This window comes from Mycolicibacterium doricum (assembly GCF_010728155.1).
In the GTDB taxonomy this organism is placed as follows: Bacteria; Actinomycetota; Actinomycetes; order Mycobacteriales; family Mycobacteriaceae; genus Mycobacterium; species Mycobacterium doricum.
Genome location: NZ_AP022605.1, coordinates 3539960 through 3561983, shown reverse-complemented (window position 1 = coordinate 3561983; position 22024 = coordinate 3539960). Strand labels below are relative to the sequence as shown.

General features: G+C 64.6%; 12 protein-coding genes and 1 pseudogene. 2 read left to right on the top strand and 11 right to left on the bottom strand.

Features of this window, described 5'->3' with window-relative positions; all coding sequences use genetic code 11:
- Window positions 1-496: 496 nt before the first annotated feature.
- Window positions 497-1465 (top strand): NAD-dependent epimerase/dehydratase family protein, encoded by a 969-nt coding sequence (locus tag G6N07_RS17485; protein ID WP_085190479.1) that lies wholly within the window; start codon window positions 497-499, stop codon window positions 1463-1465.
- A 113-nt stretch (window positions 1466-1578) separates the two neighbouring features.
- Complete coding sequence (locus tag G6N07_RS17480) at window positions 1579-2703, top strand: hypothetical protein (RefSeq protein WP_133055536.1); 1125 nt, start codon at window positions 1579-1581, stop codon at window positions 2701-2703.
- Here G6N07_RS17480 and G6N07_RS17475 read toward each other — a convergent pair.
- The 11 genes and pseudogenes from G6N07_RS17475 to G6N07_RS17430 all read right to left on the bottom strand — a co-directional run bounded on the left by G6N07_RS17475 (window position 2696) and on the right by G6N07_RS17430 (window position 22007).
- A complete protein-coding gene (locus G6N07_RS17475) occupies window positions 2696-4609 on the bottom strand; it encodes an ABC transporter ATP-binding protein (RefSeq protein WP_085190475.1) in 1914 nt (637 codons plus the stop codon). The two genes, G6N07_RS17480 and G6N07_RS17475, sit on opposite strands and share 8 nt — an antisense overlap.
- Window positions 4606-6489 carry an ATP-binding cassette domain-containing protein gene (locus G6N07_RS17470; RefSeq protein ID WP_085190473.1) on the bottom strand — a complete coding sequence of 628 codons (1884 nt, stop codon included), beginning with the start codon at window positions 6487-6489 and terminating at the stop codon, window positions 4606-4608. The genes G6N07_RS17475 and G6N07_RS17470 overlap by 4 nt, the downstream gene beginning before the upstream one ends.
- Window positions 6490-6556: 67 nt before the next feature.
- Window positions 6557-7720 carry a Gfo/Idh/MocA family protein gene (locus tag G6N07_RS17465; protein WP_085190471.1) on the bottom strand — a complete coding sequence of 388 codons (1164 nt, stop codon included), beginning with the start codon at window positions 7718-7720 and terminating at the stop codon, window positions 6557-6559.
- 972 nt (window positions 7721-8692) lie between these two features.
- A complete protein-coding gene (gene murC / locus G6N07_RS17460) occupies window positions 8693-10099 on the bottom strand; it encodes a UDP-N-acetylmuramate--L-alanine ligase (RefSeq protein ID WP_085190484.1) in 1407 nt (468 codons plus the stop codon).
- A gap of 654 nt (window positions 10100-10753) precedes the next feature.
- Window positions 10754-11614 carry a transposase gene (locus G6N07_RS17455; RefSeq protein ID WP_404822144.1) on the bottom strand — a complete coding sequence of 287 codons (861 nt, stop codon included), beginning with the start codon at window positions 11612-11614 and terminating at the stop codon, window positions 10754-10756.
- Between the two features lie 87 nt (window positions 11615-11701).
- Window positions 11702-12148: a transposase gene (locus G6N07_RS20575; RefSeq protein ID WP_244949078.1), complete on the bottom strand. Its 447-nt coding sequence runs from the start codon at window positions 12146-12148 to the stop codon at window positions 11702-11704.
- A gap of 48 nt (window positions 12149-12196) precedes the next feature.
- Window positions 12197-12700, bottom strand: a complete 504-nt coding sequence (locus G6N07_RS17450; protein ID WP_085192042.1) for a hypothetical protein — start codon at window positions 12698-12700, stop codon at window positions 12197-12199.
- A gap of 193 nt (window positions 12701-12893) precedes the next feature.
- The gene (locus G6N07_RS17445) at window positions 12894-14333 is read right to left on the bottom strand and encodes a recombinase family protein (protein WP_085192103.1); all 1440 of its coding nucleotides are present in this window, start codon (window positions 14331-14333) and stop codon (window positions 12894-12896) included.
- Between the two features lie 21 nt (window positions 14334-14354).
- Window positions 14355-15371 (bottom strand): annotated as a pseudogene (locus tag G6N07_RS17440) (HNH endonuclease signature motif containing protein); the annotation flags it as partial.
- Between the two features lie 94 nt (window positions 15372-15465).
- Window positions 15466-18678, bottom strand: a complete 3213-nt coding sequence (locus G6N07_RS17435; protein WP_085192104.1) for an arabinosyltransferase domain-containing protein — start codon at window positions 18676-18678, stop codon at window positions 15466-15468.
- Between the two features lie 8 nt (window positions 18679-18686).
- Window positions 18687-22007 carry an arabinosyltransferase domain-containing protein gene (locus G6N07_RS17430; RefSeq protein ID WP_085192043.1) on the bottom strand — a complete coding sequence of 1107 codons (3321 nt, stop codon included), beginning with the start codon at window positions 22005-22007 and terminating at the stop codon, window positions 18687-18689.
- Between the last annotated feature and the right edge of the window lie 17 nt (window positions 22008-22024).

The window sequence follows — 22024 nt, the reverse complement described above, 5'->3', positions numbered from 1 at the left end:
GGCTTAGTGGGCGCTATCGCGTTCGTTGAATCCTTCTAGGAATACCACGGGCGGCACCCAACCTTGGAACGGCTAGGCCGAAAGAAAGTCGCGGAGCAAGAACGCGATGCGCGGGTGCGGTACGGAAACAGAAGGCCACTACGGCGTGGGGGGCGTGAGGAGCAGGGCAGGGAACGCCAAGGCCGACGACCCGACGACAGGGGCCATAGAGCTCGAGACTGCACTTTTCGATACGCATTCCAAATCGGTATGCGGTGGATATTCGCTGCACTCGTGTCTGCTGGTTACTACGCCACATCCCGGGCTCGCTGAGGACATCCGCCTGGCGCTGTCTGGTGATCTTCTCATTGAATATCGCTGCGGCCGAATACACTTCGTTGGCATTGACCCGTGGCGAATGGACAGTAATCATGACCACATCAGCTCTTAACGGCACGTAGCGGAGCTGTCATCAGCTTGTGCAGCAGATCGTCAGTCTCTAGAAGGTGTGTGCAGAATGGATCGTGTTCTTGTCACGGGTGCGTCTGGGTTCATCGGTCGCCACCTGGTCACTTTTCTCAAAGGTCTCGGCTATTGGGTGCGAGGCGTCGACTACGTTCAGCCCCGGTACTCGGCGACCGACGCCAACGAGTTCCTGATTCGCGACCTCCGTTGTTGGGATGACTGTCTGGATGCTTTTCGCGATATCGACGACGTGTACGCGCTGGCCGCCGACATGGGTGGGATGGGGTTCATTTCGTCGCATCACGCCGAGATCATGCGCAATAACTCGCTGATCAACCTGAACTGCATTCACGCCGCAAGCGAAAATGGGGTGGCCCGTTACTTTCTCACGTCGTCGGCGTGTGTTTATCCCTTCTACGACCAAGCTTCGGTGGATAGCGAGCCGCTTCGAGAGGCCTCCGCCTACCCGGCTCATCCGGAGGACGCATACGGGTGGGAGAAGCTCATGGCGGAAAGGACGTGTGGGTACTACGCGAGCGAGTTCGGCTTACAGTCACGTGTCGTTCGCCTTCACAACATCTACGGCTCTTACGGCACCTATGACGGTGGTCGCGAAAAGGCGCCTGCTGCGCTCTGCAGAAAGGTGGCAGAAGTGAATTCTGGTGGCAAGATTGAGATTTGGGGTGATGGTGAGCAGCGACGCTCCTTTTGTCATGTCAGTGATTGCGTGCATGGCATTCATGCGATCATGCGCAGTGACTTTGCCGACCCCATCAACCTGGGCACCGAAAGATCGGTCACCATCAACGATCTCGCGCGAATTATTATCGAGATCTCCGGGAAACGGGACGTCGAGCTGACGCATGTGCCGGGGCCCCAAGGAGTTCGAGGCCGCAACTCGGATAATTCTCTGCTACGCGAGGTCCTCCACTGGGAACCACGTGTCAGCCTTGAGGATGGCCTCACAGAGACTTATCGCTGGATCGAGGCCCAGGTGCGTCAGCGCCAGCTTTCCGCATGACGTGAGCTGCGTGTCGGCCATGCGCTTACTGGATCGGGAGGTGCTCCATCGCTACGTATGTCGTCTTTACTGGCCAGGTCCGGGAGCCAGATCTCTTTGTGCGCTCTCTCACAGTGCTGGGCCAGATCAGACGTGAGGGCCTCTGCGACGGGGTGATTTATTCGGACTGGCGAGGCGAGCTGGATGCTTTCCCTGAGGTGCGCAGCGCGTTAAACAACTGCGGCGCAGTCGTTATTGAGCTACCACCTATGCGTCATCGAGGCGCCGGGAACGTCCTCACGCAGATCCGTTCGTTGTCGGCGGCGATGGAACGGCTGTCACCGATGGACAACGTGCTCAAGACACGGCCGGACCTTTGGATGTCCCCGCAACTGACAAAGCGAGTTCTGCGGCGCGGCGTGGAAGGCGTTGACTTCAACATACGATCAGACGTCCCGCAGGTCTTCCACAACAAGATTTGGGTTCCCTGGTTTCATACGGCGCGGTGTCTTCACCTTTCCGATGAGTGTTTCCATGGCAGAGTCGCCGACCTGTGGCGCCTGCAAGAGGTCGATCGGCGATTCGATGGGGAGTTCGGCCCACCCCTGAGTTTTGTGCATACCCGGCGGTTCGCTCCCCCGCTGATGCGGGTCTTCCCGATCCTGGACGACTACTTTCAGTACTACGTGAGCACTCGCATCATGTGGCCTCATAGCGGTCGTGACTTGACATCGCGCTTCTTGACGGCAATGGCCGAACAGATTCCCAACGGCCGGTATCGAATCATGGGATCAATTGTCAGCGAGTTACTCACCACTGCGACGTTCCGGCGGATCCTGGCTGTGTACTACTCGTTGTTACGTTGGTACTTCGTCATCGACGCTGGCGATGCGGTGACCGACTTCCGAATCAGGCGGCGGCCGCGGCCGAACGAGATGGTCTGGCCGCACGAGTTCGAACTGAATCTGGTTCGGGGCGGTGATGTCTGCGTTCGAAGCTACGATGCGTCCTGGCTTGAAAGGGTGCTGGACGGTGCCCCGCCCGGCGATGCGGGTGCGGATGTCGCGGAGTGGATGCAGAGGTTTGACGCTGAGCCCGCTTTGGCGACAGAAACGGCAGATCGTGTGGACACTGAGCACGATCGATCAGCTATTGATGCCACTGTTCGCAGGCATGTCGCAACCTTCTGGGCGCCCATCCTGCGCGAGCGGACATCTCTGATCGCCAGCACGCACAGCCTCCGAGGCACGGTTAGATAGTTGTTTCCTTCGACGAGCCGCGCACAGGGGGCGTTGGTTCGTGGTCGTGCAGGTCACTGCGGCGACGTTTATCGCGCTCATCGGCGTACGCAGCTGCGTGTTGCCGGAATTGGGCTGAGTAAGCTCCATTCGCGCTGAGCAGATCAACGTGGGTGCCGCACTCTGCGATGCGGCCGTCGTGAAGCACCACGACAAGGTCGGCCATGCGGGCCGAAGAGATGCGGTGCGTGATGAAGACGGTAATTCCTCGGCTGCCGGCGACCCGCCGCGCGGCCTGAAGATAGCGCACGAACAGGGCGTGTTCGACGACAGGATCGAGAGCGGCGGTCGGCTCGTCGAGGATGAGGAGTAATGGCTGGTCACGCATCATCGCGCGGGCGACGGCGAGGCGCTGCCACTGACCACCGGATAGTTCGATCCCGTCGTCATAGGTGATGCCCAAATGGGTATCGAGCCCGGCCGGCCAGTGGTGGGTAAGTGTCTCTGAGCTAGCGCGTTTGAGTGCCTCGCGCAACCTTTGATCGTCGTCCATCGCGCGCGCATCGCCGATCCCCATGCTGTATCGCGCCGGACCCTCCAGGCGGAGGTAGTCCTGGAATGTGGCAGAGAGCTTGCACCTCCAGTCGGTAAGGTCGACGTCTACCAGGTCGATGCCCTCGATGAGAACCCGGCCTTGGCCAGGGCGGTAAAGCCCGGTAAGAAGCTTGACCAGGGAACTCTTGCCTGCACCGTTGTTACCGACCACGGCGACGGTCGTGCCGGCCGGAAGATGCAGACAAACGTCGCGGAGCACCGCTTTGTTGGTTCCGGGGTAACTGAACGACACGTGCTCTAAGCGGATGCCGTCGGTCAGAAGGTCCGGTGCAAGTGACGTGCCGCAATATTGGGCGTGTTCGGCGGCGGCGACGTCTTCCAGCCAGAGGAATCGATCGACGGTTCTCATCGCCGTCGCAGTCGAGCTGGCGACCAAGCTGGCCTCGATTATATTGCCGCGCAACTGCAGCGCGAGCTGGGAGACGAGGACGATGTCACCGGCAGAGGCGAGACCTGCGCGTGCCTGGTTGGCGACCAACAGTAGTGCGGTCACATACCCGGAGGTGAGCAGGAGCCAACCGATCACGCTGGCCCCCGCTGCTCGGAAGGCGCCGCGTCGGATCGTTCGTGCCGAGCGCTGCCAGTGATCGTCGGCGCGACTGTCCAGCCACGTGGCACATCCGAAGACCCGCATCTCCATGGCCGCCGCGGGTTGGAGAAATAGTTGGTGAAGTGCTGAGGCGGCACGATTGTCTTCAGTAGCCTGGTTTATGGCCCGATCGGTATGGCGCTGTCCGCGTTGGATGAGCGCTAGTGCCGGGATCGCGACGACGGGCACGACCGTTAGGAAAGGGTCGATGGTAGCGAACAGCCACAGACTGACGACCAACCTGAGCAGCAACGACGCGGATCTAGCTAGCGAGAACAGTGACCTCACCAGCTCGGCGCCACCGGTGCGCACCAGTGCGACCTGATCGAGGTAGGTCGGCCGCTCCAGGCTATGAAGTCCCGGCATGGTTGCGGTACGCAGCAGCGTCTCGCGTTCGAGTTCAAGGCCAGCTTCGAGGCCGAGAATGCCGGGGATGTCGACCAAGCTCCATGCGGTGACTCTCAGGGCGGCAAGTGCCAAGCCACCCACCACCGCACCGACGACTGTCTTAGTCATCTGGCCATCGATGACTCCGTCCACGATCCAGCTCAGGGCCACGGCCTGCGCTGCACCAGATAGGCCGTTGACGACTAACATGGCAGCGGCGACAATCATCAACCTCCGCTCCGCCCGCGCTGCTGCCTGCCGCATAAACCGTATTCGACGGGCGATCGGCATGGTGGGGACGCCTTCATCGAGCCGGTCGGGTACGGGCGCCGTCATGACGAACCATCCTCACTCGGTCGTTCCTGGAAGTTGTTGGCCTGCAGGTCGTATAGCCGCGTGTAGGAGCCACCGAGTGCGTGGAGAGTGGCGTGGTCGCCGTCCTCGATCACGCGGCCTCTGTCCAGGACCACGATTCGGTGCGCGTGCCGAACGGTGGAGAACCGGTGTGAGGCAACCACGGTGAACCCGTCGGGTCCACAGGTCAGGTGCTCGATCAAGCCGACCTCTGCCGTGACATCCAGGCTCGATGTCGGCTCGTCCATGATCAGCACCCGCCGACCTCGTCGCCTCGCGTAGAAGGCGCGGGCGAGCGAAATGCGCTGCCATTGCCCACCAGAGAGCTCGATTCCGTGTCGGAATTGGCGGGATAGCATTGTGTTCCAGGTATCCGGGAGTGCCTCGATCAACTCACGAGCACCTGCCTGCTCTGCGGCGGCTCTGGCGTGGTCAGCGTTGAATGGTCGGCTGGCCTCGGACAGCGTTACGTTTTCCAGCGCCGTGAGCTCGAATTGGACGAAATCTTGGAGAACGATCGCGATCTGGTTTCGCCACGCCCCAGGGTCGACATCGCGTAGATCGTGACCATTGATGAGGATACGACCCGCGGAGGGCGTGTAGAACCCGGCCAGCAGTTTGAGCAAAGTGGACTTGCCGGAACCATTCTCGCCGACGACCGCGACCACCTGGCCGGGGTGCAGATCGAGGTCTAGGCCTGTTAACACGTCGCGACTCGTGCCCGGGTAACGAAACGACACCCGCTCGAAGCGAATGGCGGGATCGCGGACTGTGATCGACTGTGCTAACGACACGCACGATCGGCGTTGCTGTGTTCGCTCTTCCTCCAGGCGACGCAGCCGGCGCAGCGCGGCCAATTGCGGAACAGCTGCTTCGATCGCGTAGCACTCCCACCCCAGTCCTCCTAGGACGCCCGCGGTGGCTACCACACCGCCGAGGCCAGCGGTGAGATCAGCCACTGACAGCGCCCCGGAAATCCCCGCTCGTGCAAGCAGTAAGAACGGCACTCCGCAGGCCATGGTCAGCAGCAGAAAAGCCTTCCAATACAGTGGAAATGCTCCGAATATCACCCGCTGCTGGCCGCGGAATACCTCCCTGCCAAATCTCGCGAACTGCTTCACAGCCCATTCGTTGGCTCCAAAGACCCGTAATTCCTTGGCGCCCAGCGGTGAGCCTACGACCTCGGACCAGTAGCGCTTGGCGCGCACCGCACCCGTCGTGTTCGTTGCAGTGTCGGAAAATCCCGTGACGTAATGGCGCCGTACCAGAGACCGTTGCCACACAACACCGCTCAACGCGATAACGGCGGAAAGAAGCGAGTAATGGGCAACGACGGCAGCTGCGCCAAACGCGCCGACGAATCGGCTCATCAACCAGAGTTGGCCATCCGCCCCGGCGCCAACGTTGAATAGGGATTGCTCCTCCACTGGAAGTGCCGCAGCATCCCGTATGACCTGGTCCTGGAGGTGGTCGATGCCAACGGGAACGGACAGCGACCGCCGAACCATCTGGCGCACACCACCATTGACTCGAGTCGCGACCCACTCCCGCAGCGGCACGAGGAGCGACTGCGCTACGTGTTCGCAGGCGAGCAGACTCCCGACAACTACGATGGGCATGACCAACGCAGTTGTACGCCCGTGAGCCGTGGACGCTTCGATAACGTGCCTCACGACTTCCGATACCGCTATCGCCGTCAAAGCTGGTAGCAGCGACGTCACAACCATCAGCAGACCTATGCCTGCGGCGGCGGTCGTACCGGCGTGCGTCAGCAAACCAAGGAGTGCGATCCGGTCCTGCACGAGGTGTCGGACCGCATTCATGGTGGCTCCCATGTTGTGTAGGCAGCGTTCGGTGCGCATGTTTGCTGACCTGCGCCACCGTGTGTCGGGAGGTCCGCAACGTCGGCGAGTGCGGCGCCTCCTGGGCTCACATACCGAGGCTCGACGAGACGTCTGCCCAGGTCAGTTCGTGGAGGTCTGGCCATTCGACTACGGCCGGAGCCCCCGAGGCGGCGACGTCGTACATGCTCCGCATGATGCGCAGCGAGTGAATCGCTTCTTGCCCGGTGACGCTGCGCGGTGTGTGTGAACCGTTTGAATCGGTGATGTCCTTCAGATCCTCGGCCAAGAGTGCGAATGGGTACCAGTTGGGGGGCATTGGGCGCGGCCGCACTGGCAGTGTGCGTCGAACGACGTGGTTGGCTTCATCGGTGAACTGCAGCATCTGCTCTGGTGATGTCGTCCAATCCCACAGCAGCGATCCTTCTGTGCCTTCCACACGTATATAAGTCTCCGAGTCGCCGTGCAGGCCGGCGGTTCGGTGCCATTGCACAACGATGGGGCGTGAAGACTCATAGACGTAGGTCAGCGTTGCCCCAGCGGTTGACTCAACGTCATAAGTCACGGAGGCAGGGGGCGACCAGTCGGTGTTGATCTGCTCGCTGAAAGCTCCGGCAACGACAACTTCTTTCGGCGCGGGCAAGATCCTGTTGAGCATTGCGAGGTCGTACTCGCCGTGTCCCCAAAGGGAACCGCCGCCGCTCAGCTCGCGTGACAAACGCCAGTGTGGCGCGAGGTTGTCATCGATCGCTGGTCGTGCCCGAGCTTTTCTCGCGACGAAGTCAAGCCGGTACGGTCGCCCGATTACTCCGTCTGATAGAAGCTGTCTGAATTGGCCAGTGACGGGACCGAGATATCTGCTCGAACACTCGGCCAGCATGACGTGCGCCCGCTCTCCCTCATCCACCATTTCGCTGGCTTCCGCCACGGTGCGAGCCAAGGGCTTCTCGCACAGGGTGTGGAAACCCTGCCGAAGTGCCGCGACGACTGGAGCGAAGTGCTGATGCGGCGGCACTGCGACCACGACAATCGTGCGGTTGGGCTCCGCGTTGGACAGCGCGGTGGGCCAGTCCTCGTACGCGGCGACGTCGTTGCCGTCGGTGCCAGCCATCGCCACGGCCGTACAACGTGCTCGCGGCCTGGGATCACAAACGGCGGCAAGTCGGAATCCCGGTGTGTGAGAGATTACCTTGGCATGTTCGTGACCAATTACTCCGCATCCAATGAGAATGACAGGATATTCATCTGACACTGACCCTTATCCCCCTATTTCAAGTTGATCGATGCTTGATCACATTCCGCCCGATCATCAACCTCAACCATTAATAGCTGAAGTTCAAAAATATGTCGAACCCGCAATAGTAAGACATATTTCGAAATTGAAATTACTCGCGGCAAATTTACACCCCAAGGCCACGAGTTGCAATGTTCACGCAACCTGTGCGCTAACACTGGAACTACGCACTTCGCTCATGAATCACTAACTGAGACAACCTGCGGCACAATTACGTCGACGACTAACCCCAGGAGCCGACAGTGAGAACTGCTGCACCGCAGGCAGGATTGCGGGTCTTGCGGACAGAATTCATTGCAGTCCAGCGCCGCACACGAGCAGATCGTTTCAGCTCGACTGTATCCATTCTTCGTCACACCGATAGCGTTGTTCTATGGAGCGGGCGAGCGCGTTCCATTCCGCGGCGTAGTGGTGTGCCAGTTCCACCACTGTGTCGAAGCAATGCGGAGGGACACCACATGCAGATTCTTCAAAGACTGTTGATGGCAGAACCGGTAGGCCTGTCATACCTCTTCGTTGGTGATGTGACGGCCAGCCACGTCACCAACCTCGCGAGCCGCCTTCTAGCAGAACGTGGCCAGCTGACAGAGCAGCTAGTAACACGGCGCGAACGGACCGCGAACAACTATCGTTCGCTGATAAGCGGTGCACTCGGGTGACCCTCAATGCAGCGGCGTCGTCACAGTCGCCCACCTGACCGAGTCGACCCTTTACGCCCGCCCAGCTGCAGTTTGTGCGCTGGTACGTCGGTGCCGGGTATTGCAAATGTTCGGCGGCGCGGCGAGCGCATGCGCCTGCTCACGGAACGACGAACACTTCTTAACGAATAGCCAGGGCGCAACCTCCCAAACCGTGCGCCCGGATGGCACAGCATCCGTCTTGCTGATACGCCTGCAACCCGACGACCTCTGGTCGGGCTGAGAGCATCGTTTATGACGGCTGCTTGCCCGCCAGCCGATGCAACAGTTTCGATCCCAGTGCCGTGATGTCCCCTGCCCCCATCGTGATGACGATGTCGCCTGATCTTGCGAGGCCCGCGAGTACAGCCGGCACCTTGCTCCGCTCAGGCACGTAGTGCACGCATTCAGATGGCAGCTGTACCGCTTTGGCGATCAGGCCACCATCGACTCCAGGGATCGGGTCTTCCCGCGCACCGTACACGTCCAACACCACCACTTCATCGGCAATAGCCAACGCAGCGCCGAACTCGGCAGAGAACTCCAGCGTCCTTGAATAGAGATGTGGTTGGAAGGCGACGATGAGCCGTCCGCCTTCCGCAGTCAACTGGCGTGCTGCTCTAAGCTGTGCGGCAACCTTCACTGGGTGGTGTGCGTAATCGTCATAAACTGCAACACCGCCGCGCCGCCCCTTAAGCTCAAATCGCCGCCGAACTCCACCATATGCGGCCAGGCCGGCAACTAAGTCGTCCGGCGAAGCTCCTACCGCCACACCTGCCAGGAACGCTCCGAGCGCGTTTAGGGCCATGTGCTCGCCAGGCACCTGAAGATCGAATTCGAACGCACGACTCTGGTATCTCATCTGCACCCGGCCCTGGCCCAATTCCGGCTCGAACGCGCTTAGAGTCGCATCGCCCGACTTGGTGGCAGTGCGACCGTAGCGGTGCACCGCTGTCCCGGTGGAGGCTACTCGACGCCCCAACTCCGCCGCGCCGGGATCGTCCGCACAGACAATCAGCACTCCAGGTGTCTGGATGCGTGCAGCAAACTTGTCGAAGGCGGCCGCGTATACCTCCTTGGTCCCGTAGAAGTTGAGGTGGTCGGCTCCAACATTGGTCACCACAGCGACTTCGGGCGAGAACGCTACAAACGTCCCGTCACTTTCGTCGGCTTCAGCGACGAATATGTCCCCAGTACCGAGATGGGCGTTTATCCCTGAGGTAGTCAGTTCCCCGCCGATGGCATAGCTTGGATCGAAGCCGCTGTGTTGCAGGGCCACGGTCAGCATCGACGTGGTGGACGTCTTCCCCGCCGAACCCGCGATACACACGGCGCGGTGGTTGGACATTAGCGCGGCCACTGCCTCTGCCCGAACTATGACTGGTAGCTTGCGCTCCCGCGCTGCCATCAGTTCTGGGTTATCGTGCCTAATGGCAGTCGAAATGATGACGGTCACCTCACCCTCCGGCAGGTGGCTGGGCGCGTGCCCGAGGAACACAGGAACACCGAGTTCGCGCAGCAGACGCACGCTCTCAGACTCGACCGCGTCTGAGCCGGACACCGCGACGCCAAGGCCCAGCAGCATGCGGGCGACGCCGCTCATCCCCGCACCACCGATCCCGATCAAGTGCGCACGGCTGCCAGATAGCCAAGAAGTCATGTCCATGACAGCCTCCCACGTAGGACGTCGCACACCGAGACGGGTACCCCAGTTCGCACCATCGACCTCGCACTCGCCGCTCAGCTTGTCCGACGCAGCGGAAATGTCGGCGGTCCGTTCACCAAGTGGGTGGTCTCCGACTGACGGCAGCTGCAGGCGAGCGTCAACACCGAGTTGCGGAGAGCAGCGAAGGTGCCATCGCCAGCTCGCCCGCATGAAACGCGACCCTTTACAGGTAGAGGAAAGTCGGCCCGTGTTTTCTTCATCGGAAAGGGTCCGTTTGGGCGACAGGTCGCCGCGAGGGCGAATCACGCGTGACGAATCAATGAAGAGGATGTCGGCCGCTGAGATCCTCGAACATGCCGATATCGCAGTTCTCCACTTTATCTCGGATGACTGTAGAGCCTTGATACCAGTAAAGAAAGTTCTCACATCGCAGGTCGGAGCGGGTGTTTGCGTCAGCGCGCCTTCCGCCGACCTCAAAGTTTCACGGTCGCCCGAGTTCTCCCCTGGTGGCGGCTGAGATCACGGGTTGATCTTGATTTCCGGGTTGTCGGTAGGCGGCACCGCCGCGTGTCGTGCGCTGACGCCGGGTTCCTCGGTCCCGGGGTGGCTGCTCCTTTCTTGGGGTCGAACGGACACGGGGTCTGCGGGTCAGGGGATGGCGCGGACGCGGTTGACGGCGGCGGCGAATTCCTGCGCCCAGGGCCAGGTTTCGGGGATCCGAAGGATCAGGTTGCGGGATCGTTTGACCAGGCGGGCCGCAGCGTGCAGCAGCCGGTAGCGCAGGGTCGCCGGTTCGGCCTTGGCGAGCGGGCCGTCCAAGAGCAGCAGCCGGGTCCAGCACAGCAGGTCGATGGCCAGGGCGACCGCGGTGACCCAGGCGGTGTTGATCGCGAATGAGTGCGATGGCCAGCGGGCCAGGCCGGTGTCCTTGCCGCAGCGGATGAACCCCTCCACCCGGGCGTGCACCCGGTGGCGGGCCTCCAACCGCTGGAGTTGCCCGCCGCGGGTGTTGGTCGCGATGAGCTGGTAGCGGTAGCCGTTGATCTGCTCGAACAGCGACAACTGGCGGCCTTCTTCGATCTTCTCGCGCCGCACCAGGATGCGCATGTCGGGCGGCCAGCCGGCCAGCCGGTCGCCGTCGGCGCCCTCGCGCAGCAGCCCGGTCAGCTCGGCCACGGCCGCGTCGTCGCAGGCCCGCCCGGCCGCATCCAGCGCCGGCTCCCACCCGGCGGCGGGCATCTGCCCGATCGCGACCCGGGCCCGCTCGTCGAGGTCGAACCCCACCGAGTAGGCCACCGACCAGCCCGCCCGCGCGTTGCGTTTGCGCAGGTGCTTGACCACGGCGTGGCTGGAGCCCGCCCCGTCGATGGTGATCAACAGGTTGCGCCGCCCCTTGGCCGGGATCGCGGCGATCGCCGCGTCGATGATCGCGATGTGATCCGCGGCGGTGTTCGACCCGGCGTTGCCGGGCGGGCGATCGCCGCCAGCAGTTCGCCGGTGTTGTCGCACCACGCCAACAGTGGGTGAAACCCGTAGCCACCCTTGAAATTTCCCGCGGCGTGCTGCTTGTCGGAATGCGATTCAACCAGCGAGGCATCAATGCGGATCACGACCACGCCACCCAGGTCCCCATAACAGGTCCGCGACGGCGGGATCGCGCCATGGCGAGCCTCGATCAACTCCACACCGCTCCCGGACGGTGTTGCGCACCAGCGCAACCCGGCCATGCCCTGGCGGTCGATCTCGTTCAGCGACCGCCATCGTCGGGACCGACGCCACAGCCCCGAACAGCCGTTGCTGATTCCGCAGCACCGCGGTACCGGCCAGGTTCTGCGCGCCGCCCGCGATCGACACCGCCACGTCCCGCAACACCGCGCCCCGGTCGTGGGTCACCTCCGGCCGCGACAACGCCGCGGACAACCCGCTGGTCAGGCCCAGGTTGTCGGCCAGCATCCGGGGGATCACGTTGCCCGCGTGCCCGACCACGTCGTCGCCGCGGACCTCGACTCGAACAGTTTTCGACCAATCCGTAGTAGCCTGCATCTGATAGGTGCACTCCTCGAATCGATGATCAACGCCAGCAAACGTCGATTATCGTTGAGGCAGTGCACCTTTCACGTTCACGCCACACCTCAGCACCGAATTACGTGAACTATTGAGGTCGATGATGATGCGGTCGATCAAATCGATCCTGGCCGACGCGTCGAGGTCGATGAACTTCTGCCGCCATCTCTGGCTGGCTTTGTTCGTCGATTCGCGTGCCGCATTCAGCAGTTCTTGTAGGGCGGCGGAGGTATCGCGCTGCTCTCCAGCTCGCAGACATGCCACCCCTGATGCTTCGTTCAGCTTCTGTGTGGTGACCAGCCGAAGTATCAACGCGTCAGACTGGGGCAGATCCATCCACACGTTTAGGGTGCGCCAGAGGTCGACCGCTTGCGCCGTGATAGGACCGTCCCTTCGTGTGTGGTGCTTGGTCTGGAGGAGTTCATAGGGGGAACCCGCCTTGTCGAACTCGATGTCATCGAGCACTTCGAGACGAAGCTGCGTTGCCGGCTCCGAATTGGCGCGCTTCCCCAGTTCGACAAGCGCCCACATGCACTGATGGACATACCCAAGGGCTTGGCCGGCGGCGCTATGTGATGAATCCTGCGGTATTACGTTCACCTCCCCGGTAATCACAGTCCAACCGGCGGAGTGAGCCTAGCGTCATCGGACGTGCGGAGATGTCTGAATGAAGACGAGCGACAGGTCGCCGTTTGCGGAACGTCCACCCGTTGATTGGTAGCGGCTAGACGCGCCAGTGCGGCCGGACGCGGTTGATGTCAAGCTTGCGGGACCCAGGCGTACCCGGCGCAATCACGGCGTGATCGAGCACCGATCGCACGACCACCTGTTGGCGGCCGATGTCGAGACCATCCCATTGACCGCGCAGCACGTCGCCGGTGCCCACCAACTCCACCACTGCACTGGTGTCGGTGGCCTTGGCGATGTCGCGGCGCGCTTGGGCGATGCGCTCGTTGATGGGGTCGCGGGCTGCGATCCATTCCCGCGCCGACACCGCCCCCTCGGCATACAGTCCAGCCAGTTCATCCAACCGGGTCGTGTCAGCGTCGAGCTGGGCCGCCAATGCGGCGACATCAGCTTCTACACTGGCCTTGCCGTCCAACGCCTCAGCCAACGGGGGTGAATCCAGTCGGGTCAGCACCGCATCGGTGAGCAGTTCCTCGACCGGCAGCGCGACCACGGTCAGCCGTCCACAGCCGCCATGGTCGGGGCCTTTCAAGCAGACGTATCGGCGGACTCGGTTATTCGGATTGCTGTGGCGGGCTTGGGAAAACAACCGGTTCCCGCAGCGCCCGCACCGCAACATCCCGGACAGCAGGTAGGTGCGTGGGGCGCGAGTCTTCGTCACCGAGCGGGCAGTCATCCGGGCGAGGATGCGGTCGCGTTCGACGGTAGTGATGATCGCCGGCCACATTGCGGGGCCGATCACCTCCCCATGATGTTCGCGCAGTCCAGCGATACGCCCCGAGGTGAGGATTTGACGCACCGCGGTGGTCTGCCACGACTTCGCCACCGCCGGGGCAACACCAGTGTCGTTGAGCCAGATCGTTAGCGACCGAATCGACGCGCCAGCCAGATACCGGTCGACCATCTCCCGAATCACTTTCGCCTCGACGGTGCGGATCGTGATCTTGTCGTTCTCGTAGCCGAAGGGGCGTGCCGAGCCGTGTGGCAATCCTTGTTCGGCGTTCTGCAACATCTTGCGGCGGATACGGGCGGATTTGCGGCCGGATTCTTTCGCGGCGAACGCGGCGAAAATCCGGGCCATGAACAACCCATCATCGTTACCGAGGTCGATGTCGGCGGTCACGGTGGCGACATCGCGCACCCCGACCGACTCACACAGGGTGACGAAGTCTTCCAACTCGACCGGGCGCCGGTGCAGTCGGTCGAGGTTGTAGACGATCACCGCATCGCGGGCACCGGATTTCAGGTCATCGAGCATGCGGGCGTATTCCCGGCGGGGCTTACCCGAATACGCCGACACGTCGTTGTCGACGTACTCGTCACCGATCGGCCAGCCCCGATCAGCGGCCAGCTTACGGCAGTCCTCCAACTGACGCGCCACCCCCAGCCCGGTGCCCTCCACATCCGCCGAGATCCGGGCATAGATCGCCGCGGACCGCACCCCAACCCGCGGACCAGGAGTTTTTGGTTTCGTCATGAGGGTAGTTTCGCGATATTTCAGCTTGTCCAGGTCGGTGGCCCCGCCGTCTTCCCAGTGCCGGATGTGGTGGGCGTGCAGTCCCCGTGTGGCGCCACATGCGGGGACCACGCAGGTGGGGTCGCGGTGTTCGAGCGCGCGGCGGAGCCGGCGGTTGATCAGCCGGGTGGTTCGTCCCGAGCCGATGACCTGCCCGTCGCGGTGGAACCACACTTCACAGGTGGCGTCACAGCCCAGGTAGCGGCGATCGGCGTCGGAGAGCAGCGGTCCCAGATGCAGGGCGGCGATGCGGTCTTTGACGTCGACGTGCATGACCACGGTGGTGCGGTGTCCGTGGGGGCGGCGGGCGGCGTGGGCGTCCCATCCGGCCTCGACCAGTGCGGTGAACGCGTCGGCGATGGTGGGTAGCGGCGGCCGGTCGGCGGCCGGGGTGTCGCCGTGGTCGCGTTTCCACTGGGCGATCAGCGCGTCGTGATGGGACTGCAGGGCGGCGTCGAGTTTCGCCGACTCGACGTTGGGCAGGGTGATGCGCCAGTAGGTGTATTCGCCGTCGGTGGTCTTGCTGATCGACGCCTGCGGTTCCGGGCGTGGCTTCGGTTGTGGGTGTGGTTGTGGGTGTGGTTCGAGTTTGATCGCGGTGCGCAGCTGATTGACCGTGGCGTGGGCGGCCAGCTCGGCGTAGTGCTCATCAGAGCCCGCGCCCGCCCCCTCGGCGATCACCCCGACCTGATCGAGCGACAGCCGGCCTTCTCGCAAGCCGGCGACGCAGCGGGGGAATTCCGCCACCCGGTGGGCGACGGCGGCGATCGTATTGCCGTTCCTCGACGACGACCGGGTCTTCCAGGCCATCAACGCCGCCACCGACCGGGCACCGGTGATGCCACCCAACTCCTCACGATCGATCTCGGCGGCGATCTCCACGATCCGCCCATCGATGGCGTTGCGCTGACCCGCCAACTCCGCCAACTCCTCGCACAACACCTCGAGCGGCGCGGCGCGAGGTGCGCTGGGGACGAAAGACGAGGCGCCCGAGGACATAACCCAATTCTGGCAGCAGGTCTGACAACCCAGGCCGACCGCAGGCGGACGGCGAAGCCGCGATCAACGCCACACTTCCGCGAAGAGTTGACCCCTACGGCTGGATGCGGATCTCGCCTGGCTTCCACAGCCCGCTGCGGGTCGCGTCACCCAGTTCGATCTGAGCCGGTTCGGCGTCGACGATGGTGTCGAACCTGCGCAGCGACCCCCAGTCCTGACCCCAGTCCTGCGACAGGTAGGTCGACATCACCGAGGCCCGCAGCAGCAGGTCCGTAATGCCGAGTAGACCGCCGTTGAGACCGTCCTGCCAGGTGTCGGTGCTCTGCAGCTTGGCGTAGTAGTCCGGGGAGATCCTGAATTTGGGCACTTCGGTCACCCCGTTGGCGTGCAGCATCGGCTGCTGGCACGGGAACGCCAGCCCCACCGCCCAGTCCATCAGCACCGGTTCATCGGAGCCGACGTACTCCTGCACGGATCGGACCTCCGGCACGCGCGGCGGTGTCACCGCGATCCAGTCGCCCTCACCGAGGTTCAGGTCTTCGGCGATCACCCGGACCGCCACCGCGTCGGTGGGGATCTGGTCGCGCGGATAGCGCAGGTTGCGCCACGACGGTGTCGGCCCGATGTCGTAGGGCTCAACCCGGCCTGCGGGTGCGGGTGCGCCGTCGGGGCCCGGCCGCGCGTACTCGAGCGCGACGATCTGTCCGGCGGTGAACCCTTCTGCGACACTGCTTCCGGCGATCGTCCCGGCGGCCGTGATGACCACCAGCGGGTGGGCGTCGTCGGCGGCGGGCAGCTCGTACCACGCGGACACCAGCCGGCTTTCCTGTTGTACCTCGGTCGAATACGTCCCGGCGACCGGAACCCGGGCGGGGTCGAGGCCGTACGGCAGCGGCACCCTTGACCCATTCACGCCCGGACGGGACAGCTGCTCCGGTTGGTTCCAGTCATAGTCGGTGCCGGGCTGCGGATTGTTCAGCCGGATCGCCTCGGCGATGATCCGATCGGGAACCCCGTCGGGGGAGAAGCCGACCGTACCCGTTCCGCCGAGCGGTCCCAGCTGACCGTACTCGCCGGGCAGTGCCCGCAGGAACCCGTCGTTGGAGTCGGGTTCGACCAGCACGTCGTCGGCCAGTCCGCAGCCACCGACGAACGCCCTGATGTTCGCCCACCCGTTGGAGTAGGTCGGGTACTGGCGCGCCAAGCCGATGGCCATCGATGCCACCATGAACGCCACCATCAGCGCGGCAGCCATCGGAATCGGTGCGGCAGTGAGCTTGTCGACGATGCGAGATTCGCTGCGCGACGACAGGTGCAGCCAGAAAGCCCACGCCGCGGCGATGGCGAACAGCGCGAGGAACACCGCGCTGAGCGTCACACCGCCCAGCTGAGGGACCGAGTTGTTGAACGGCACACCGAAGTTGGAGACGTACCACCAGCCGTTGGTCGACGCGAAGCACATCGCCAGCACGAAGAACACCAGGGACAGGAACGTCATCCGGTTGCGGGCCGAGCGCAACACCACCGGCGACATCAGCACCGTGGTCAACGCGGCCATCGCACCGCCAACCGCGGCGAACAGTCCGAAGTGGTGAATCCATTTGGTGGGGGTGAACATCAAGAAGAAGATCGTCGCGAAGATGACACCCGTCAGCCGCCATGCCGGTCCGCGGGCCACGCCCGGTACGCGTTTGCGCCGCAACATCACGAACAGCGCTGGCAACAGGCACATGACGGTGAAGAGCAACGCCACCCGGCGCGAGATCGCACCATCGACGGTCGGCAGGATCAGGTAGTAGTACCGCAGGATCTCGGTGTACCACTCCTGACTCGGGCCGATCGCGGTGCGGATCCTGGTGGCCTCCAGCACGGTGGCGAAGGTCTGGTCAGCGAAGACCACGGTCAGCACGACCGTGCCGGCGGCCAGAAGCGGGGCGACCAGCGGCCAGGTGCCGATGAGCCGGCGTCGCCGCATCAGGATGCGCAGGATCGGTCGTCCGCCGGCGACCAGCGCGGCGACCGCGATCAGTCCGGTGGGCTGGATGCCGAGGGTGAACGCCGCGGTGGTGATGGCGAGCGCGGCGGGGGTCAAACGGCCGGAGATGATCGCCCGTTCGATCAGCACGTAGGTGATCAGCGCACCGGTGGCGATCTGGCCTTCGGGACGCAACCCATTGTTGAACGGCATCCACGCGGCCAGCAGCACGAACCCGGCGGCCCACAGTGCCGGGCGACTGGCGACCACGGCTGGCCCTAGCCTGGGCAGCACTTCGCGCGACAGCAGCAGCCAGCACACCAGCGAACAGATCAGATCGGGCAGCCGCATCCAGATGCTGGCGGTGCTCACCTGGGTCATCAGGGCCAGCAGGTTGTAGTACCAGCCGAAGGGATCCTCGGGGCTGCCGAACCAGCGGAAATAGTTCGACATGTAGCCGGCGTGGTCGGCCACCCGCGCCATCTGCAGAATGTAGCCGTCGTCCGACGAGTTGGCCCCGATGACGTACCAGAGCGCGAAGCCGCCGAGTACGACACCGTCGACGGCCGTCACGGTGCGCCAGCGGGTCGGGATCAGGCGGTGCATCCGACGCCCGTCGAGGCGGTCCAGCCGCCACAGCGCCAGCAGCGCGATGACGGTCGAGATGATCGCCAGCAGGATCGCGGTCAGCTTCAGCGCGGTGGGCTCCGTGGTGAAGCGGGTGTCGATCGTCGCCGACAGCGACAGACCCGGCGGTGCAGGCCCGGTGAGATCGGTGAACACGCCGACGATCGCAGGCCGCAGGTTTGGATCGGGATAGCCGGTGCGCTGCGGTTGACCGGCGTCTTCGCCGGAATCCTGAGTGAGCCCCACGAATTCGGCGAACGTGCCGTCCTCCGACGAGGTGATCTCGATGCGTTCGCAGGCGGGTCCGGCGACCCGCGCGCGGTTGACGCTGGCGACCACGACGTTGCGCACGATCACGTCGACGCGGGTGCGTGTGACGTTGACCAGCATCGCGTTCAGCGCTGCGTCACGGCCCTCGGCCGGTGCGGTGCCGAACAACAGCCCGCCCTCGGCCGGCATCGTGCGGACCACCTCGCACGGCACGGTGGCGGTGAGGCTCACCGGGGCTTGGGAGATCAGCGGGGCGGTGACGTTGGCGAGCTGCCCCTGCTGCGGCCAGTTCAGGGTCGCGGTGGTCTGGACGACCGGCAGCAGCGGAGTGGCAACGGCCATGACGAAGCCGAGCAGCCCGGCGATCGTGGCGACCCAGCGGGCCACCGTCACGTCGCGGGTCGCCGGGCGCCGCAGGGGAGCGGTCTGCGTCATGGTCGCATTCACGGCAGCGCCCTGATCGGTCCGCCCCGGCTCCACCCGAACACTCGCTTCGACCCTTCCTCGATGACGGCGTCGGGCGCCTCGTCGCGCGGAACGACCCGGATATAGCGTTCGATCGACCCCCAGTCGCGATACCAGTCGTCGCGCAGGTAGGTCGGGATCGTCGCGGTCCGCAGCAACGCCTGGATGAACAGGAACGGCCCGCCGTCCTCGGCGGACTGCCACTGGTTCGACGACGCGACCACCTGCTTGAAGTTCGGCAGGATCCGGTACTCCGGCAGCTCCGCCACACCGAGGTGCTCGGCGAACGGCCGCTGGCACGGGAAGTTCGCGGCGGTCGCGATGTCCATCAGCACGGGCGTCTGCGAGCCGAGGAACTCACTCGCTGTCTCGAGCACCGGAACGCGCGGCGGGGTGAACGCGAACCACTGATCCTCCGACAGGTTCGGGTCGTCGGCGACGATCCGGGCCACATCGGCCTCCGGCGGGGCCCAGGCGAGCGGGAAGCGCAGGTTGCGCCACGCCTTCTGCTGGACGATGTCGATCGGCTGCACCTCGTCTAGCTCCTGGTACGTACCGTCCGGCCGGTGCACGCCCCACTGCAGTTTGAGGGATTGCCCGTAGTTGAACGATCCGTCCTCCTCGTAGTACCAGATCGCGCCTGCGGCGGCGACTGTCACCAGCGGCCGGTCGGGCGTCCGGGGCGGCAGTTGGTACCACGCCGACGTCGCCTCGGCGGCCACTCCTGTCTGGGCCGAGCCGGGCTCGTTGAAGCTGCCCATCACCGGGGTGCGGTCCGGGTCCAGCCCGAACGGCAGGAACACCCGCGAGCCGTTGACGCCCTCGGGGCCGTAGCCACCGCCGGTGCCCGCCGCGTATCCCACGCCGATGTTCGGTTTGTCGACGGGCCCGTCGGAGTTCACCGTTCCGGGGTTGGCGGCAACGGGCTCCGCGGGTTCGAGAATGTCGCTGACGCCGTTGGGCGTGAACCCGACCGGATCCTCACCGCCGAGCGGGCCGTACTCTCCGAAGCGCTGGCCCGGGACCGGCTGCAGCATCCCGGCGTTGGTGTCGGCCTCGACGAGAACCTCGTCGGCCATCGCGCAGCTAGGTGCAGAAGACCCTGTCAGCCCGGACCGCAGGGCCGCCATGTTGGCCGAGCCGATGGTGTAGACGGGGTAGCGGCCGACAGTCGCCTTGACCATCGACCCCAGTTCGAGCACCACCATGATGACGGCTACCGCGAGCAGCGGGGTCGAGGCGAGCGCCCGGTTGCGCCCGGTGTCGGCGACCTCGGTGTGGCCGGCGTAGTCGATGCGGAAATGCAGCCAGCCGGCGAGGATGCCGCCGGCGATGGCGAGTACCAGGAAGATCGTCGTGACCGGGTAGCCCAAGATGACCGGCTGCTTGTCGAACCAGGGGACTCCGTAGTTGGCGACGTAGAACCATCCGTTGATCGCCGCAGTCGACCAGGCCAGCACGAACAGCAGTGCGGTGACGTACAGCGCCAGGTTCCGTCGGCTGTTGACGCCGACCCGAGCGAACGCGAATGCGGTGACCCCGCCGAGCGCGCCCGCGAGCCCGGCGAACCCGCCGAACTGCACCGCCCACTTCGTCGGCGTGAGTGTCAGCAGCAGCAGCCCGACCGCCGTCGTCCCCGCCAGCCGCCACACCGGGCCGCTGGAGGTGCCGGGCAGCCGCCCTCGGCGCAGCAGCAGCACGATGAGACCGAACAGGCACAGCAGTAGGATCAGCACCGAGAAGCGGCGGCTCAGCGACCCGTCCACGCTGTCCTCGACGGTGAGGAAGTAGAACCTCAGGAACTCCTGGTACCAGGGCAGTGTCGGACCGACGACGTACTTGATGCGCACCGATTCGGCGACGGTGGCCAGCGTCTGGTCGCGGAAGGCGACGACGAACAGTAGCGACACCGCGCCCAGCAGCGGGGCCAGCGAGGACATCAACCCGTCGACGGCGCGGCGGGCGGAGATGATGCGGGCGATCCCGCGCGCACCGACGAACAGCGGCGCTAGCGCGATGAGCCCCTGCGGCGCCAGGGTCACCGAGAACATCGCGATGACGACGGCCATCGCGGCGGGCCACAGCTGGCGGGTCCCGATCGTCCGCTCGACGAGCATCCACACCGCGATCACCGCGAACGCGATCAGCGGTTCGGGCCGCAGACCGTTGTTGAAGGGCAGCCAGGCCGCGAGGAACACCGCACCGGCGGTCAGCACCGCGACCCGGTTCGCGGCCAGGCGCCTGCCGAGACGGGGTATCACGCGGCGGCTGACGATCAGCCACGTGGCGATCGCGGCGGCCGTCGCGGGGATGCGCATCCACACGCTCGCCGTGCTGATCGACGCCAGCTGGGCGAGCACGCTCTGGTACCAGTCGAAGGGTGCCTCGGTGGCGCCGAAGTAGCGGAAGTAGTTGGCGGTGTAGCCGGCTTCGTCGGAGACGCGCGCGATCGTCAGGTTGTAGCCGTCGTCGGAGGACTGCGCGCCGACCACGTGCCACAGCAGAAGCGTGCCGATCACCCCGATGTCGGCCACCCACGTCGCCGGACTCGCCCGCCGCAGCCGCCGGAACCCCCGCGGGACACTGCGGCCGACGCGGCGGTCGAGCAGGGCCAGCGCGATGATCGATGCGACCACACACAGCACGCCCAGCGTCATCACCGCCAGCTTCAGCGGCGTGGGGCTGGTGATGAACCGGGTGTCCACGTCGATGCGCGCCGACAAGCGGGGTTCCGATGTCGCCGCCGAAGCGGCTCCGGCCTGCGGCGCGACCTCGACCTCGACCTCGAGGTCGGTGAACACCCCGGCCACCTGCGGGCGTTTCTCCGGTTCCAGGGTGCCCGCGGCACCGGGGATGCCCACGAAGTCGGCGCCCACCGCGCCGACGTTGGCCCAGATGTGCAGCTCACTGCAGGCGCCCTCGGCAATCGCGGCGCGCGGAGCGACCGCCGCCACGGTGTCGCGGGAGGCCACCACCACGTCGTCGGCGTTCGCCCGCACGAACAGCCCGTTGCGGCCGGCGGCGATGCCTCCGGGCGGGATCGTGGAGAACACCAGACCGCCGTCGGCCGGCATCGTGGCGATCACCTGGCACGGGATCACCACGTCGAGCGACTGCGGTGCGCCCGACACCAGCGGCGCGGTCAGGTCGCCGACGAACCCGTCCTCTGCGGGCGCCTGGGGCCACAGGATCGTCGCGGTGGTCTGCCGGACCGGCAGCAGCGGGACCAACGCGCACAGCACGATGCCCGCCAGACCGGCGAAGACGGCGATCAGGCGGACGAGACGGTGTGCGGGCACGAGCGTCGATGGTAGGC

Excerpts from the sequence above, each read along its gene's own strand:
- G6N07_RS17475 (WP_085190475.1), bottom strand. The coding sequence starts at position 4,609 with ATGACGGCGCCCGTACCCGACCGGCTCGATGAAGGCGTCCCCACCATG.
- G6N07_RS17485 (WP_085190479.1), top strand. The coding sequence starts at position 497 with ATGGATCGTGTTCTTGTCACGGGTGCGTCTGGGTTCATCGGTCGCCAC.
- G6N07_RS20575 (WP_244949078.1), bottom strand. The coding sequence starts at position 12,148 with ATGCAGGCTACTACGGATTGGTCGAAAACTGTTCGAGTCGAGGTCCGC.
- G6N07_RS17445 (WP_085192103.1), bottom strand. The coding sequence starts at position 14,333 with ATGACGAAACCAAAAACTCCTGGTCCGCGGGTTGGGGTGCGGTCCGCG.
- G6N07_RS17470 (WP_085190473.1), bottom strand. The coding sequence starts at position 6,489 with ATGCGCACCGAACGCTGCCTACACAACATGGGAGCCACCATGAATGCG.
- murC (WP_085190484.1), bottom strand. The coding sequence starts at position 10,099 with ATGACTTCTTGGCTATCTGGCAGCCGTGCGCACTTGATCGGGATCGGT.
- G6N07_RS17435 (WP_085192104.1), bottom strand. The coding sequence starts at position 18,678 with ATGACGCAGACCGCTCCCCTGCGGCGCCCGGCGACCCGCGACGTGACG.
- G6N07_RS17450 (WP_085192042.1), bottom strand. The coding sequence starts at position 12,700 with ATGTGGGCGCTTGTCGAACTGGGGAAGCGCGCCAATTCGGAGCCGGCA.